Source organism: Candidatus Erwinia haradaeae (assembly GCF_900698965.1).
Taxonomy (GTDB): Bacteria; Pseudomonadota; Gammaproteobacteria; order Enterobacterales; family Enterobacteriaceae; genus Erwinia_E; species Erwinia_E haradaeae_A.
On the sequence record NZ_LR217725.1, the window covers coordinates 675,228 to 692,418 of the forward strand.

Annotated in this window: 8 protein-coding genes and 2 pseudogenes; 6 read left to right on the plus strand and 4 right to left on the minus strand. The window is 38.8% G+C overall.

Annotated elements, in window-relative coordinates:
* Positions 1-387: 387 nt before the first annotated feature.
* From rplJ to dapB (CIPSTX3056_RS02155), 5 genes are all read left to right on the plus strand, one after another.
* On the plus strand, positions 388-894 hold the full coding sequence (gene rplJ / locus CIPSTX3056_RS02135; RefSeq protein ID WP_072666310.1) for a 50S ribosomal protein L10: 507 nt from the start codon (positions 388-390) through the stop codon (positions 892-894).
* Positions 895-979: 85 nt separating this feature from the next.
* The gene (gene rplL / locus CIPSTX3056_RS02140) at positions 980-1,348 is read left to right on the plus strand and encodes a 50S ribosomal protein L7/L12 (RefSeq protein WP_072666311.1); all 369 of its coding nucleotides are present in this window, start codon (positions 980-982) and stop codon (positions 1,346-1,348) included.
* Between the two features lie 324 nt (positions 1,349-1,672).
* On the plus strand, positions 1,673-5,701 hold the full coding sequence (gene rpoB / locus CIPSTX3056_RS02145; RefSeq protein WP_072666312.1) for a DNA-directed RNA polymerase subunit beta: 4,029 nt from the start codon (positions 1,673-1,675) through the stop codon (positions 5,699-5,701).
* A gap of 84 nt (positions 5,702-5,785) precedes the next feature.
* The gene (gene rpoC / locus CIPSTX3056_RS02150; protein WP_072666313.1) at positions 5,786-10,012 is read left to right on the plus strand and encodes a DNA-directed RNA polymerase subunit beta'; all 4,227 of its coding nucleotides are present in this window, start codon (positions 5,786-5,788) and stop codon (positions 10,010-10,012) included.
* 44 nt (positions 10,013-10,056) lie between these two features.
* A complete protein-coding gene (dapB, locus tag CIPSTX3056_RS02155; protein WP_414835986.1) occupies positions 10,057-10,878 on the plus strand; it encodes a 4-hydroxy-tetrahydrodipicolinate reductase in 822 nt (273 codons plus the stop codon).
* An 83-nt stretch (positions 10,879-10,961) separates the two neighbouring features.
* On the opposite strand, the pseudogene hflC (CIPSTX3056_RS02160) reads toward dapB (CIPSTX3056_RS02155), so the two are convergent.
* A pseudogene (gene hflC / locus CIPSTX3056_RS02160) lies at positions 10,962-11,858 on the minus strand (protease modulator HflC); the annotation flags it as partial.
* 45 nt (positions 11,859-11,903) lie between these two features.
* Between hflC (CIPSTX3056_RS02160) and dapB (CIPSTX3056_RS02165) the strand changes: the two are divergent.
* Positions 11,904-12,269, plus strand: a pseudogene (dapB, locus tag CIPSTX3056_RS02165) (4-hydroxy-tetrahydrodipicolinate reductase); the annotation flags it as partial.
* A gap of 81 nt (positions 12,270-12,350) precedes the next feature.
* On the opposite strand, the gene hflC (CIPSTX3056_RS02170) reads toward dapB (CIPSTX3056_RS02165), so the two are convergent.
* From hflC (CIPSTX3056_RS02170) to miaA, 3 genes are all read right to left on the minus strand, one after another.
* Complete coding sequence (gene hflC, locus CIPSTX3056_RS02170) at positions 12,351-13,316, minus strand: protease modulator HflC (RefSeq protein WP_157992341.1); 966 nt, start codon at positions 13,314-13,316, stop codon at positions 12,351-12,353.
* A gap of 4 nt (positions 13,317-13,320) precedes the next feature.
* On the minus strand, positions 13,321-14,583 hold the full coding sequence (gene hflK, locus CIPSTX3056_RS02175) for an FtsH protease activity modulator HflK (RefSeq protein ID WP_072666317.1): 1,263 nt from the start codon (positions 14,581-14,583) through the stop codon (positions 13,321-13,323).
* A gap of 1,154 nt (positions 14,584-15,737) precedes the next feature.
* Positions 15,738-16,697, minus strand: coding sequence for a tRNA (adenosine(37)-N6)-dimethylallyltransferase MiaA (gene miaA / locus CIPSTX3056_RS02180; protein WP_072666318.1), 960 nt, complete (start codon positions 16,695-16,697; stop codon positions 15,738-15,740).
* Positions 16,698-17,191: the final 494 nt, after the last annotated feature.

The following is a 17,191-nucleotide window of genomic DNA, read 5'->3' on the forward strand; positions in this document are numbered from 1 at the left end:
TTATGATTTATTATTAATTAGGCACCCGACATGCGTAAATCTAAACGCGTCGACCACATCAACACCCCACTATATTCAAAGGAACATACAGTTACAAACAGCTTAATCTTATTGATAAAACTGTATTAGGATTTGTATCAAAATCAAAGGCGTCTCATTTAATTTAAATTAATAATTATAATTATAATTATATTTATACTGAACATTTCATACCGACATTTCCTACGTGATTGGTGATAGAAGCAAAAATAATTTTAACATATATTATGTATGACTTTAAATTCTGCTCGCCATAATACCTTGGTAGCCACGTGTTTCGGTGCGAATCACTCAGGTAAAATATAAGTTTTCGGGGTAATCCCGGTCATCACCCAGGAGAACATACTAATGCCTTTAAATCTTCAAGATAAAGAAGAAATTGTTTCTGAAGTGACTAAAATAGCGCAAAATGCATTATCTGCGGTAGTGGCAAATTCCCGTGGTGTGACTGTAGATAAAATAACTGAACTGCGAAAATTAGGTCGAGAAGCGGGGGTGCACATGCGTGTCATCCGTAATACTTTGTTATATCGTTCTATCATAGGAACTAAATTTGAGTGTCTTAAGAGTATGCTTGTTGGCCCAACTTTAATCGCATATTCCATGGATCACCCAGGTACTGCCGCTCGTCTATTTAAAGAATTCTCGAAAAAAAATATTCACTTTAAGATCAAAGCTGCAGCCTTTGAGGGGGGCATAATTAGCTCAGACCACATTGACCGACTAGCAACCTTACCAACTTATAATGAATCTATTCAACGGATTATGGGAACCATGCGAGAAGCGGCTGCCGGAAAATTAGTTCGCACTCTAGTTGCTATTCGTGACCAGAAAAAAGCAACTGCGATAGTGTAATAATAAATTTTCTTTATTACACTATCGCAGTTGCCTGTATTATAATAATACATTATTAAATTACTTTTGAATTTAGGAATATGAGATGTCAATCACTAAAGAGCAAATTATTGAAGGCATTGCAGCTTTATCTGTAATGGAAATTATTGATTTAATCTCTACTATGGAAAAAAAGTTTGGAGTATCAGCAGCTTCTTATGCTGTTGTAGGGCCGACTGATGAGGCTGAAGATGTAGAAGAAAAAACTGAATTTGATGTAATACTGAAATCCATGGGTAGCAATAAAATTGCTGTCATTAAAGCAGTTAGAAGCGCCACCGGATTAGGCCTAAAAGAAGCTAAAGATCTAGTGGAAGCCGCACCGACTACATTAAAAGAAGGCATTAGCAAAGCTGATTCAGAATCTTTGCAAAAAATACTAGAATCAGCAGGTGCGGTGGTAGAAATTAAATAAATACCAAATTAGATAAATACCATTTAGGTTATAGTAGATTATAGCATAACACAGTCTGGTCACTAGTTGCTCTTAAAGCATCAGGTCTTTTGATAGATCCAGTATAATGTTCACTATATTTTATATTTTCACTAAAAAACTAAATGTATAGCTTTTTCTGATTAATAGCTAAAAATTAGCATTTTACTGATAATTTATAAAATTATGCATAGATGGAAATACTTCAAGAGACCATCTACATATCCGAATCATTTCAACAGCATTAAAGAACTGTCCCCATGGACGGAGAGAAAGGTTCTATTTTTCAGCGAGCTGAGGAACCCTATGGTTTACTCCCATACCGAAAAAAAACGTATTCGTAAGGATTTTGGTAAGCGTCCACAAGTTTTGGACATTCCTTATCTCCTTTCTATCCAACTTAACTCGTTTCAGAAATTTATCGAGCACGATCCAAAGGGTCAATACGGTTTAGAGGCGGCGTTCCGTTCCGTATTCCCAATTCAAAGCTATAGCGCTCATGCTGAGCTGCAATATGTCAGTTACTGTTTAGGCGATCCTGTCTTTGATGTAAAAGAGTGTCAAATTCGTGGCATTACCTTCTTTGCTCCTCTGCGTGTAAGGTTGCGATTGGTCGTCTATGAACGAGAAGCACCAGCAGGTACTGTAAAAGACATAAAAGAACAAGAGGTATACATGGGTGAAATTCCACTCATGACTGCTAATGGCACTTTTATTATTAATGGTACAGAACGAGTAATCGTCTCTCAGTTGCATCGCAGCCCGGGTGTATTTTTTGATAGCGATAAAGGAAAGACGCACTCTTCGGGTAAAGTATTGTACAATGCACGTATTATCCCATATCGTGGTTCCTGGTTAGATTTTGAATTTGATCCAAGAGATAATTTATTTGTTCGGATTGATCGGCGTCGAAAACTTCCTGCAACTACTATTCTAAGAGCACTGAATTATACTTCCGAGCAGATCTTAGATTTGTTTTTTGAAAAAGTGGTATACCAAATTCATGATGGTAAACTACGGATGAACTTGATTCCGGAGCGATTACGTGGTGAAACAGCAACTTTTGATATCAAATCACATAATACTGTATACGTTGAAAAAGGACGCCGCATTACTGCACGGCATATTCGCCATCTAGAGAAAGACGGAATAACTGATATTCAAGTACCAATAGACTATATTAATAATAAAGTTATTGCAAAAGACTATGTAGATGAAGATACCGGTGAAATCCTCATTACGGCAAATACGGCCTTATCAATAGAGTTATTAACCAAACTAAAAGAATCCGGGCATGATACTATTGAAACTATTTTTACGAATGATTTAGATCATGGTCCATATATTTCTGAAGTCATGCGCATTGACTCAACAAGTGACCGTCTAAGCGCCTTACTGGAAATATATCGCATGATGCGCCCTGGTGAGCCTCCAACGCATGAAGCAGCAGAAACTTTATTTGAGAACCTCTTTTTTTCAGAAGAACGCTACGACCTATCTAAAGTAGGCCGCATGAAATTTAATCGTTCTCTCAATCGAGAGAATATAGAAGGTGCCGGGATCCTAAGTAAAGAGGACATCGTTCAGGTTATGCAAAAACTGATTGGGATCCGTAATGGCATCGGTGAAGTGGATGATATCGATCATCTTGGTAATCGTCGTGTTCGCTCTGTTGGGGAGATGGCTGAAAATCAATTTCGTGTAGGACTTATTCGTGTAGAACGAGCAGTAAAAGAACGCCTATCTTTAGGTGACCTTGACACGCTTATGCCTCAAGATATGATCAATGCAAAACCAATTTCTGCATCAGTTAAAGAATTTTTTGGATCTAGTCAATTATCTCAGTTTATGGATCAAACTAATCCTTTGTCTGAAATTACACATAAACGTCGTATTTCTGCCTTAGGACCAGGGGGGTTAACACGTGAGCGCGCAGGATTCGAAGTAAGAGATGTGCATCCAACTCATTATGGGCGTGTATGTCCCATTGAGACGCCAGAGGGACCTAATATTGGCCTGATCAACTCTTTATCTGTATATGCGCAAACAAATGAGTATGGTTTTCTCGAAACCCCATACCGACGAGTGCACAATGGAGTCGTGACAGATGAAATTAATTACCTCTCAGCTATTGAGGAAGGCAATTACGTTATTGCACAGGCTAATACAAACCTTAGCACATCAGGCCAAATCATTGATGATCTAGTGACTTGCCGTAATAATGGAGAATCTAGTTTATTTAGTTCTGATCAGATTAATTATATGGATGTCTCCACTCAACAAATTGTCTCCGTTGGTGCTTCATTAATACCCTTCCTAGAACACGATGACGCTAATCGCGCATTAATGGGGGCAAATATGCAGCGTCAAGCAGTACCTACCTTGCAAGCTGAAAAACCACTAGTAGGTACTGGTATGGAACGCGCTGTTGCTGTTGATTCCGGCGTAACTTCTGTAGCAAAACGTAGTGGTCTCGTTCAATATGTAGATGCTTCACGTATTGTTATTAAAGTGAATCACAACGCAATCTATTCAGGCGAAGCCGGCATAGATATCTATAATCTCACTAAATACACGCGCTCTAATCAGAACACCTGCATCAATCAGATACCATGTGTCAATCTTGGTGATATTATTGAACGTGGTGATGTTCTTGCTGATGGTCCTTCAACTGATTTGGGTGAATTGGCGCTTGGCCAAAACATGCGAGTAGCTTTTATGCCTTGGAACGGCTACAATTTTGAAGACTCCATCTTAATCTCTGAACGTGTACTACAAGATGATCGATTTACTAGCATCCATATTCAAGAGTTATCCTGTATATCACGTGACACAAAGCTAGGAGCGGAAGAGATCAGTGCTGATATTCCAAACGTAGGTGAAGCCGCTCTGTCCAAACTAGATGAATCTGGTATTGTATATATTGGTGCTGAAGTAATTGGAGGTGACATTTTAGTCGGAAAAGTGACACCAAAAGGTGAAACTCAGTTGACACCTGAAGAAAAACTGCTCCGTGCTATTTTTGGCGAAAAAGCATCTGACGTCAAAGATTCATCTCTTAGAGTGCCCAATGGTGTATCAGGTACTGTAATTGATGTTCAAATTTTTACACGTGATGGCATAGAAAAAGATGAACGCGCCCTAGATATTGAAGAGATGGAGGTAAGACATGTCAAGAAAGACCTCTCTGAAAAACTAAAAATCCTTGAAGCTAACTTATTTCATCGAATTCAATCTCTTCTTCTTGCTAATGGAGTAGCGGTAGAGAAACTTAATAGTCTTCCTCGTACCAGATGGTTAGAAATAAACCTATCTGATAAAGACAGCAACAACCAATTAGTAAATCTTACTGACCAGTACAATGAATTAAAGCATGAATTTGAGAAAAGACTTAATGAAAAACGCCGAAAAATCACACAAGGCGATGATTTAGCACCTGGAATATTAAAAATAGTTAAAGTATATTTAGCCGTCAAGCGTCAAATCCAACCTGGTGATAAAATGGCCGGTCGTCATGGAAACAAGGGTGTTATCTCAAAAATTAACCCAATTGAAGACATGCCTTACGATGAGAACGGTATTCCGGTAGATATCGTTTTGAACCCACTAGGCGTACCATCGCGTATGAATATTGGTCAGATTCTTGAAACTCATCTCGGTATGGCCGCCAAAGGTATTGGAGAAAAGATTAATAAACTTCTAGAAAAACAATCAGAGATCTCTAAATTACGTGAGTTTTTGCAGAAAGCCTACGATCTAGGTACTAATATACGCCAAAAAATTGACTTAAACAGTTTTACAGACAATGAGGTACTTTCTTTAGCAAAAAACTTACAAGATGGCATGCCAATCGCTACCCCAGTGTTTGATGGTGCGCAAGAGAGCGAAATCAAAGATTTGTTACAACTCGGTGGACTGCCGTCTTCCGGTCAGATTGCTTTGTTTGATGGTCGTACTGGTGAAAAATTTGAACGTAAAGTTACCGTAGGATACATGTATATGCTAAAACTCAACCACTTAGTCGATGATAAAATGCACGCACGCTCAACTGGCTCGTATAGTCTGGTAACGCAACAACCTTTAGGTGGTAAAGCGCAATTTGGTGGTCAGCGTTTTGGTGAGATGGAAGTGTGGGCGTTAGAAGCATACGGTGCAGCTTATACCTTGCAGGAGATGTTAACTGTAAAATCTGACGATGTAAATGGTCGTACAAAAATGTATCGCAATATTGTTGATGGTAACCATCAGATGGAGCCTGGTATGCCAGAATCATTCAACGTTCTCTTGCAGGAAATCCGATCTCTAGGTATTAACATTGATCTAGAAGACGAGTAATCAACTGGCATCTGCTGTACTCTTTACAGCGCAATCAGGGTTCTTAGAGTACCCCGAATAGTACTATCCTACCGGAGCTAATGTGTGAACGATTTAATGAAATTGCTAAAAACACAACATCATACCGAAGAATTTGATGCAATTAAAATTGCTCTGGCATCGCCAGATACGATTCGTTTATGGTCTTTTGGTGAAGTTAAAAAACCAGAAACTATCAACTATCGAACTTTTAAGCCTGAACGTGACGGACTTTTTTGTGCACGAATCTTTGGCCCTGTCAAAGACTATGAGTGCTTATGCGGTAAATATAAGCGTCTGAAACATCGCGGTGTGATCTGTGAGAAATGCGGTGTTGAGGTGACACAAACTAAAGTACGCCGTGAAAGAATGGGCCATATTGAGCTAGCCTCTCCTATCGCACACATCTGGTTCCTTAAATCACTCCCATCACGCATTGGTTTACTGTTAGATATGCCATTGCGTGACATCGAAAGGGTTTTGTATTTCGAGTCTTATATTGTTATTGAAAGTGGGATGACGAGTCTTGAGAAATACCAACTCCTTACTGAGGAACAATACCTTGATGCCTTAGAAGAATTTGGTGATGAATTTGAGGCAACAATAGGGGCGGCGGCTATTCAAACCCTCTTTAAAAATATCAACCTAGACAAAGAATGTGAACAGTTACATGTTGAGTTAAACGAATCCAACTCTGAGACTAAGCGCAAAAAACTAACTAAGCGCATAAAATTACTTGAAGCATTTATCCAATCTGGTAACAAACCAGAATGGATGGTCCTTGATGTTTTGCCAGTCTTACCACCTGATTTACGACCTCTTGTGCCATTAGATGGCGGTCGTTTTGCAACATCTGATCTCAATGACTTATATCGTCGTGTCATTAATCGCAATAACCGTTTGAAGCGCTTATTAGATCTGGCAGCGCCAGACATTATCGTACGTAATGAAAAGCGCATGCTACAAGAGGCAGTAGATGCTTTATTAGATAATGGCCGTCGAGGTCGTGCAATTACTGGTTCTAATAAACGACCTTTAAAATCTTTAGCGGATATGATAAAAGGCAAACAAGGTCGATTCCGTCAGAATCTGCTAGGTAAACGCGTTGACTATTCCGGTCGATCAGTCATTACTGTAGGGCCATGCCTGCATTTACATCAGTGTGGTCTACCGAAAAAAATGGCACTAGAGCTCTTTAAGCCATTTATTTATGGCACACTAGAACTTCGTGGTTTGGCAACAACCATTAAGGCAGCAAAAAAAATGGTTGAAAGAGAGGAATCAGTTGTCTGGGACATATTAGAAGAGGTTATCCGTGAACATCCAGTGCTACTCAATCGGGCCCCTACTCTACATCGTTTAGGCATCCAAGCGTTTGAGCCAGTGCTTATCGAAGGAAAAGCAATACAGTTACACCCATTGGTCTGTGCGGCATATAATGCTGACTTTGATGGTGATCAAATGGCCGTTCATGTTCCTCTGACTATGGAAGCTCAGCTAGAGGCACGTGTACTCATGATGTCTACTAATAATATCTTATCACCTGCAAACGGTGAACCCATTATTGTTCCATCTCAAGACGTAGTGCTAGGTTTGTATTACATGACTCGAGATTGCGTTAATGCCAAAGGAGAGGGCATGATATTAAGTAGCGCAAAAGAAGCTGAACGAATGTATCGCGCCGATCTCGCCTCACTGCATGCGCGCGTTAAAATTCGTATCACTGAATACGAAAAAAATGAAACAGAACAATGGATTTCTAAGACTAATATCACTAATACTACCATTGGTAGAGCTATTCTATGGATGATCGTGCCAAAAGGTTTACCTTTCTCGATAGTAAATCAGACACTAGGAAAACAAGCTATTTCTCAAATGTTAAATACTTGTTATCGTATCTTAGGATTAAAACCAACCGTGCTCTTTGCTGATCAAACCATGTATACTGGATTTACATATGCAGCACGTTCTGGTACATCTGTAGGTATTGATGATATGGTCATTCCTCAGAAAAAAATAGATATCATTCGTGAGGCAGAAACAGAAGTCACAGAGATACAAAAACAATTTCAGTCAGGTTTAGTAACAGTTGGAGAGCGATATAATAAAGTGATTGACATCTGGGCTTCAGCAAACGAACGCGTTGCTCAAGCTATGATGGAAAACCTATCTACAGAAGTTGTAGTGAATAGTGACGGTATTTCAGAACGTCAAGTTTCTTTTAACAATATTTTTATGATGGCTGACTCTGGTGCTAGAGGCTCTGCAGCACAAATTCGCCAACTAGCAGGCATGAGGGGGTTAATGGCAAAACCAGATGGATCTATTATTGAAACACCTATTACCGCAAATTTCCGTGAAGGATTAAATGTTCTTCAGTATTTTATTTCAACACATGGTGCTCGTAAGGGTCTAGCAGATACCGCGTTAAAAACCGCTAACTCAGGCTATTTAACCCGTAGACTAGTGGATGTGGCACAGGATTTAATCGTTACTGAAGATGACTGCGGAACACACGAAGGTATTTTAATGACACCTCTGATCGAAGGTGGTGATGTTAAAGATCCACTGAGAGAACGTGTTCTAGGTCGTGTAACATCAGAGGATGTCCTTAATCCAGGAACTCTTGCGATACTATTACCACGCAACACACTTCTGCATGAGCAAGAGTGCGATATATTAGAAGCACACTCAGTAGACAGCGTAAAAGTAAGATCAGTAGTCAGTTGTAAAACTGACTTTGGCGTATGCGCGCACTGCTATGGTCGAGATCTTGCACGGGGTCATATTATCAATAAAGGCGAAGCAATTGGAGTTATTGCTGCTCAGTCTATAGGAGAGCCAGGTACTCAGTTAACAATGCGTACCTTTCATATTGGTGGAGCGGCATCACGCGCAGCGGCAGAGTCTAGCATTCAGGTCCAAAATAAAGGGACATTAAAATTAATTAACGCTAAATCAGTTACTAATTCTGAAGGAAAGCTGGTCATTACCTCACGCAACACTGAACTAAAAGTCATCGATGACTTTGGACGTACAAAGGAAAGCTATAAAATTCCTTACGGGACTACTATGCTAAAAAGCACGCAAGAACAAGTTTCCGCCGGAGAAACTGTTGCTTATTGGGATCCACATACCATGCCTGTCATTACTGAAGTCAGCGGTTTTATCCGGTTTACCGACATCATTGATGGTCTAACTATAACTCGTCAGACTGATGACTTAACTGGCCTTTCTTCTCTCGTGGTTCTTGATAGTGCTGAAAGAACTACTGCTGGCAAGGATCTTCGCCCAGCCCTCAAAATATTAGATAACAATAATCACGACGTCATGAATCCAGGCTCCGAGATGCCTGTACAGTACTTCCTTCCAGGAAAATCCATCGTTCAACTAGAAGATGGCGCAAAAATTAGTGCTGGTGATACACTAGCCCGAGTTCCGCAAGAATCTGTCGGCACCAAAGATATTACTGGCGGTCTACCGCGCGTAGCTGATCTCTTTGAGGCCCGTCGCCCCAAAGAGCCAGCTATTTTAGCTGAAATTAGCGGTATTATTTCCTTTGGTAAAGAAACAAAAGGAAAGCGCAGACTGGTTATTACACCAATTAATGGTAATGACCCGTACGAAGAAATGATCCCAAAATGGAGACAACTGAATGTATTTGAAGGTGAACGCGTAGAGCGCGGGGATGTTGTCTCTGATGGTCCTGAATCACCGCATGATATTCTTCGCTTACGCGGTGTACATGCCGTCACTCGCTATATTACCAATGAAGTTCAAGAAGTATATCGCTTACAGGGTGTCAAGATTAATGATAAACATATCGAAGTTATCATTCGTCAAATGCTACGTAAGGTCACCATTCAAAACGTAGGAGATTCTGACTTTCTGACAGGAGAACAAGCTGAATTCTCTCGTGTAAGGATCGCTAACCGTAACTTAGCGGAAAATGGTAAGGTCAAGGCAACTTTTGTTCGTAATCTTCTGGGTATCACCAAAGCCTCTTTAGCAACTGAATCGTTTATTTCTGCAGCCTCTTTTCAAGAAACAACGCGCGTGCTCACTGAAGCAGCAGTTGCAGGTAAGCATGACAAACTGCGCGGCTTAAAAGAGAATGTTATTGTTGGTAGATTAATTCCGGCTGGTACTGGTTATTCATACCATAAAGATCGTATTCGCCAACATAAATCAAATGAAGCATCTACTTTACATAATATTACCGCTGATTCAGCTTCTGCTAGCTTAACAGAACTACTAAATTCTGGTTTTAATAAATTCAAATTAGACTCATGAGTGTTTTATTATTAATAACTATTTAGATAAACATAAGTGTAACTATCATGCACAATATCATTCGAATTGGTGTTGTTGGTTCAGACGGGCGAATGGGCAAGCAATTAATAGAGTCTATCATACGGACCCCGGGGGTTACCTTGGGCGCTGTAGTAGTACATAGCTCCTCATGCCTAATAGGGCACGATGCAGGAGAATTAGTTAATCACTCAGCATTAGGTATTTCCATTACTGATAGGCTTGATCAGGTCATTAATAATTTTGATGTTTTGATTGACTTTACAAGTCCAAAAGGAACCGTAAAATATCTATCATTTTGCAAAAAAAATTATAAAGCTATGGTAATTGGCACTACTGGATTAAATGCATCAGAGATAATGCTAATAAAACATGCTGCTCAGGAAATACCCATTGTATGCTCCTCTAACTTCAGTATCGGTGCTGCTTTAATGTTAAAACTAGTAGAAAAAATAGCACAAGTTATGGGGGAGTGCGCAGATATTGAAATAATTGAATCACATCATCGAAATAAAGTGGATTCACCATCTGGAACTGCGTTAGCTATGGGGGAGGCTATTGCTAAAGTCATGAAGTGGAATTTTAATCAACATGCGGTATATCCTGGGAATAGACTGACTGGACCACGCTCAGACAAAACCATTGGTTTCACCAGTATACGATGTGGCAATATCATCGGAGAACATAGGGCTCTATTTGCAGATATTGATGAACATATTGAAATCAGCCATAAAGCTTTAGATCGTGCTGTCTTTGCAAAGGGTGCGATTGCAGCAGCTGTATGGTTGAGGACGAAAACATCAGGTTTTTTTAAAATAATTGATGTATTAGGGTTACAGGATATATAATATTAAAAAAAATTATATATTCTGTATATCTGAATATCTTATATATCTTGTGTATCCAAAAATCGGCTTATCCTTATCTTAGTTTAGTGTTTTAAGAGATCAGGGCTCTTCATAAAACGAAAGAAGTCAGTTTCTGGGCTCAAGACTACGATATCCTGATGACTGCTAAAACTGCTTTTATAAGCACGTAAACTACGTAAAACAGCATAGAAATCAGGATCTTTACTAAATGCATCAGAGAAAAGCTTTGCGGATTCCGCGTCTCCCTCTCCCTTGGTGATAAGAGCCTGGCGACGTGCTTCTGCAAGAGTGTGCTCAACTGCATAGTCTGCTTGAGCCCTAACTATTGCCGCTTCCTCTGCACCCTGTGCACGTTGACTACGTGCAACCGATTCACGCTCAGCACGCATGCGTGCGTAGATAGCATCAGAGACCTCAGTCGGCAGATTAATCTGTTTTATTCGTACATCAATCACCTTAATGCCTAGTGCTTCCATACTGTTTTGATTAACAGGTAAAGCTATTAAATTCTTATTATCAGAGCGTAATACATTTGGATCGCTCTCTTGGCTTGAGCTACCAGTATTTAATGCATCACGCACGTCAGTGGTTAGCCTACCATGAGAATCAGTCACAATATCTTGAACATCTAAACGACCTATTTCAGAACGCAAACGATCACTAAATTTACGTTTGAGTAATACTTCAGCCTGAGAAATATCACCACCACCAGTAGCTAGATAATAACGACTAAAATCACTCACGCGCCATTTGATGTATGAATCAACAATTAAATCTTTCTGTTCTTTAGTAACAAATCGATCTGCTTGATTATCCATAGTTTGGATCCGGGCATCCAGTAACTTGATGGCTTCTAGACCTGGAATTTTAAAATGTATACCAGGCGTATATACTAACGGCTGATTCTCAGAATTACGTAAAACCTTACCGAATCGCATCATAATCCCACGCTCACCTTCTTAAATGATGAGTAGAAAAATAGCAAAAGTTATGAAGGGTGCGCAGATATTGAAATCATTAAATCGCATCATCGAAATAAAGTGGATTCACCATCTGGAACTGCGTTAGCTATGGGGGAGGCTATTGCTAAAGTCATGAAGTGGAATTTTAATCAACATGCGGTATATCCTGGGAATAGACTGACTGGACCACGCTCAGACAAAACCATTGGTTTCACCAGTATACGATGTGGCAATATCATCGGAGAACATAGGGCTCTATTTGCAGATATTGATGAACATATTGAAATCAGCCATAAAGCTTTAGATCGTGCTGTCTTTGCAAAGGGTGCGATTGCAGCAGCTGTATGGTTGAGGACGAAAAAAGCAGGGTTTTTTAAAAAACATGTATCAGGGTTACAGGATATATAATATTAAAAAATTATATATCCTGTATATCTGAATATCTTATATATCTTGTGTATCCAAAAATCGGCTTATCCTTATCTTAGTTTAGTGTTTTAAGAGATCAGGGCTCTTCATAAAACGAAAGAAGTCAGTTTCTGGGCTCAAGACTACGATATCCTGATGACTGCTAAAACTGCTTTTATAAGCACGTAAACTACGTAAAAAAGCATAGAAATCAGGATCTTTACTAAATGCATCAGAGAAAAGCTTTGCGGATTCCGCGTCTCCCTCTCCCTTGGTGATAAGAGTCTGGCGTCGTGCTTCTGCAAGAGAGTGCTCAACTGCATAGTCTGCTTGAGCCCTAACTATTGCCGCTTCCTCTGCACCCTGTGCACGTTGACTACGTGCAACCGATTCACGCTCAGCACGCATGCGTGCGTAGATAGCATCAGAGACCTCAGTCGGCAGATTAATCTGTTTTATTCGTACATCAATCACCTTAATGCCTAGTGCTTCCATACTGTTTTGATTAACAGGTAAAGCTATTAAATTCTTATTATCAGAGCGTAATACATTTGGATCGCTCTCTTGGCTTGAGCTACCAGTATTTAATGCATCACGCACGTCAGTGGTTAGCCTACCATGAGAATCAGTCACAATATCTTGAACATCTAAACGACCTATTTCAGAACGCAAACGATCACTAAATTTACGTTTGAGTAATACTTCAGCCTGAGAAATATCACCACCACCAGTAGCTAGATAATAACGACTAAAATCACTCACGCGCCATTTGATGTATGAATCAACAATTAAATCTTTCTGTTCTTTAGTAACAAATCGATCTGCTTGATTATCCATAGTTTGGATCCGGGCATCCAGTAACTTGATGGCTTCTAGACCTGGAATTTTAAAATGTATACCAGGCGTATATACTAACGGCTGATTCTCAGAATTACGTAAAACCTTACCGAATCGCATCATAATCCCACGCTCACCTTCTTGAACGATACAGATTGACATGCATATTATTGCTAGAACAACTAATACGAAGATAAATGACTTACGCATTGCGTTACACTCTCCCTGGGTTCGTAGTGTTAGTGCGTTTAGAATCTATTCGTCTTGCATTTATAATATCATTTGAGTTAAATGCAGTAACACTGCGATGAGCTTTTTCTTTTCTATGCCCATCTGTTAAAGGGATAATATTCTGTAGTTTTTTAGCATTGAATTGAGGCGTTCTATCAATCTTAGCGGTCTGACGTGCAACGGATTGTTCTATAGGTATCACTATTAGGTGATTAGTTTTATCATTAACTAAAACTTTTCTTGTGTGACCGAGAACATGCTCCATAGTTTCAATATACAAACGTTCACGAGTAATTTTTGGTGCTGCTTTATACTCAGGTAAAATGCGCGAAAAACTATCCACCTCACCCTGTGCTTCTAAAATAACACGCGTTTTATAGGCACGTGCTTGTTCTAGAATGCCTTGCGCATCACCACGCGCACGTGGTAATCGATCATTGGCATAAGCCTCAGCCTCACGCACTACTTGTTCTCGATTCTCACGGGCAGCTATTGCATCATCAAAAGCTGCTTTCACATCTTCTGGTGGCCGCGCCGCCTGAAGATTCACATCTAGTAAAGTAATACCCATATCATATAAGTTAATTGTTTCTTCTAGCTCATTCTGTGTTTTGCTACGCACTACTGTACGCCCTTCAGTGAGAATACGATCCATCGTTAAATGTCCAATAACACCACGCAACGCACTATCGGTGGCCTGTCTTAAGCTATCATCAGCACTATTAACAGAAAACAGGTAACGCTCTGGATTAGTGACGCGATATTGCACGTTCATTTCTACGCGAACAACGTTTTCATCAGCAGTCAGCATGGTTCCAGACGCTGATAATTCACGAACTGCCTCAACATTTACTGCTTGCACCTGATCAATAAAGGTTGGTTTCCAGTTTAAACCTGGGTACACTATATGACTAAATTTTCCAAATCTTGTAATAACACCTCTTTCAGCCTCCTTGATGGTATATAGACCGCTAAGACCCCAGATAAAGACTATAGCAATAATAAGAACATACATGAACCTATCATTAGTCCCAGTGACACGAGGAGATTCACCATGACTACTTCTTTTGGCACCACCTAGTCCAGTAATCTGATTCATGAGCTGATGAAACATATTATCCCAGTTAGTTGTTCTCTGATCGCATGCTTCTTTCTTGCCATTGTCTTTAGAGCTTTCACCCGTATGATGGCCACTGCCCCACGGGTTGTTATCCTGTCCATGATCTCCAGGGTTATTCCACGCCATATTTATGCTCCATTAATAATTGTATGTTGTTATCCGGACAGGCATGACATATTAGGACATTTACAAAAACAGTCGTTTTTATACAGATCATAAACCTGTGTCTGTTTTCATTGGTTTAACTACACCAGTCAATAATTATTACTCTTAGTTAATCATTATGACTCTTAATTGTATGTCATTTCTTAAAAAAACGCATATAGCAAGTTGAGAAAATCTTATGCTGTATCATCAGATTTTTATATGTAAGAGTCAGAATATAATATATATATTCTAATATACGATAATAATCGGGTATATCAACGACGTGTCTATTAAGACACGTCGTTGATATACCCTTATATGAACTAAATCAGTGATATACCAGTACTGCTTACTATATAGTATATGACTATATACTAATAAAATTCGTATGACTTATATTAAACTATCATCTTTAGAAATACTAATTGTTAATAAGAAATATTTTGCTCAATCAGTGAATTCCAGAAAATTCTTACAATATACAAATTATACCACCATCAATGGATACTATTTATGTAATGGTAACATTCCTGGAATAAGTATTGAATATGAATCAAGAGCAATGCTCTATCAAACAGTGCTTTTAAAATATATCTCATTGCTATAAAAAAACTGATTTTGGTTAGATTAGTTTATATATGTGACTATACATACTATATAATACTATGTATTACTGAATAAGTAAGTGCTTATTTAGGGCAGTTTCTCACTTTATCTATGTCACTCAAATCTCTGGTCCAGAGATTTGAGTTATTTAATTTTATCAAGAACCTCAAATCTTTTCAGACGTGTGTTCATCAAACTCAGCATTGTTCTGAGTCTGAAAAAAGCATTGTAGCGCTGTTATGAAGAGTCAAGACAACAGAGAAAATAATACCCTACTATTAAAATAGTAGTTTTTCACACTATCTGAGTCGTTAGATTATATCTCATAGTAAAACATGATTAAATAATTCAATCTTATCATACCACTTATGCTTTTGATAAATGAGTAAGATGAATAAAAATTCAAATGTATTCTAATTTAATACGTTGTAAAGTACATCCTATGATCATTTTTTCTTGTGTTATTCTAATGTTTACTGAAATTCTCTAAAGTTACACTACTAAAATGATACGCTATCTTAAAAAGATTAATCTTTCTTATCCTGGGTAAGACAGATCTGTAAGATTTTCTTATAAGCAGTATCAAGTTGGTCACTATCAAACCAGTATATATTGTCCCGCCAGTTACGAAGCCAGGTCATTTGTTTTTTTGCTAACTGTCGAGTTGCATAGATAGTTTGACACACCATAGTTTCGTAGTTGATTATACCAGATAAATAAGACCACATTTGTCGATATCCTACACATCGCATGGACGGCATGAAAGCATGCAGATCACCACGCTCAAACAACTGTCTTACCTCATATTCAAACCCTAACTTCAACATATTATGAACACGTTTTTCAATCCTTTGGTTGAGCAATGCCCGACTGATTGGTGAAACTGCAAATGCAGAAATATTATACGGTAAAGACTGCCCGGATCTTTTAGTTAAATCACTAAACCTTTGACCAGAAATTAAACACACCTCTAATGCACGCGACAATCTTTGAGTATCATTAATATGAATACATTGTGCCGAGATAGGATCGATACAATACAACTGATGACGCACAGCGTTCCAACCTTTTTGATATGCCATATCTTGGATGTGTTGGCGCACCTCTGGATTTGATGGAGGAAGAGGTGATAATCCATCTTTGAGAGCTTTGTAATAAAACATGCTCCCTCCAACTAATAGTGGAACCCGTCCGCTGTGAGTAATACGTTTCATTTCAATTAATGCATCTCGAGAAAACTCAGCTGCAGAATAAGTTTCGGATGGATCTCGAATGTTTAATAAACGGTGTGGGGAAAGCAGTAGCTCTTTTGTAGAAGGCTTATCGGTGCCAATATCCATACCTCTGTAAATTAATGCCGAATCTACACTAATCAGGTCTACTAACAATGCTTGATGTAACGCAAGAGCTAAATTAGTCTTACCTGACGCTGTTGGACCCATTAAAAAAATAGCCCGTGGATAGCTAGCATTTGGTGGTTTACTCATCTTGTAATACATACATCTCTTTTCAATCTATATCTGTTAAAAAATTAGTATGACGCTTATTCATTTATTGCACCAGATCTATCTTTGCCTCTTCCAGAAACAGAATGTTTTAGTCAAAAACTTTTCATTGTCAATGACTCTGTAGTAACTTCAAATTTTAGTGCTCAGTGATCTGTATTTTATCATTAAAATGCATCTTCGAATGGAACGTAAAATGTAAAAACACTATACTATTTGAGTGAAGTGATAATCAATAATTTATTTGATATAATCCATCTCTATACTGCGAATGTAATGCGTTGAGCTATTGTCACAATACATGGAATTTAAACTTTCATTTATCACAAACATCATGCTCAATAAGATTCTTTTGAAAGAGATTAGTCTATCAAGACTAGCATTAGTGATTGCGTACTACTTATGTTAATATTTATCCATTTTATAGCACCATTTGTCATTAAATGCATATTCATAACATGATAGAGAGTAGGGCT

What these genes read in the sequence shown, in the direction of transcription:
- rplJ (WP_072666310.1), top strand. Translation starts at nt 388, where the DNA reads ATGCCTTTAAATCTTCAAGATAAAGAAGAAATTGTTTCTGAAGTGACT.
- rplL (WP_072666311.1), top strand. Translation starts at nt 980, where the DNA reads ATGTCAATCACTAAAGAGCAAATTATTGAAGGCATTGCAGCTTTATCT.
- rpoB (WP_072666312.1), top strand. Translation starts at nt 1,673, where the DNA reads ATGGTTTACTCCCATACCGAAAAAAAACGTATTCGTAAGGATTTTGGT.
- hflC (WP_157992341.1), bottom strand. Translation starts at nt 13,316, where the DNA reads ATGCGTAAGTCATTTATCTTCGTATTAGTTGTTCTAGCAATAATATGC.
- hflK (WP_072666317.1), bottom strand. Translation starts at nt 14,583, where the DNA reads ATGGCGTGGAATAACCCTGGAGATCATGGACAGGATAACAACCCGTGG.
- miaA (WP_072666318.1), bottom strand. Translation starts at nt 16,697, where the DNA reads ATGAGTAAACCACCAAATGCTAGCTATCCACGGGCTATTTTTTTAATG.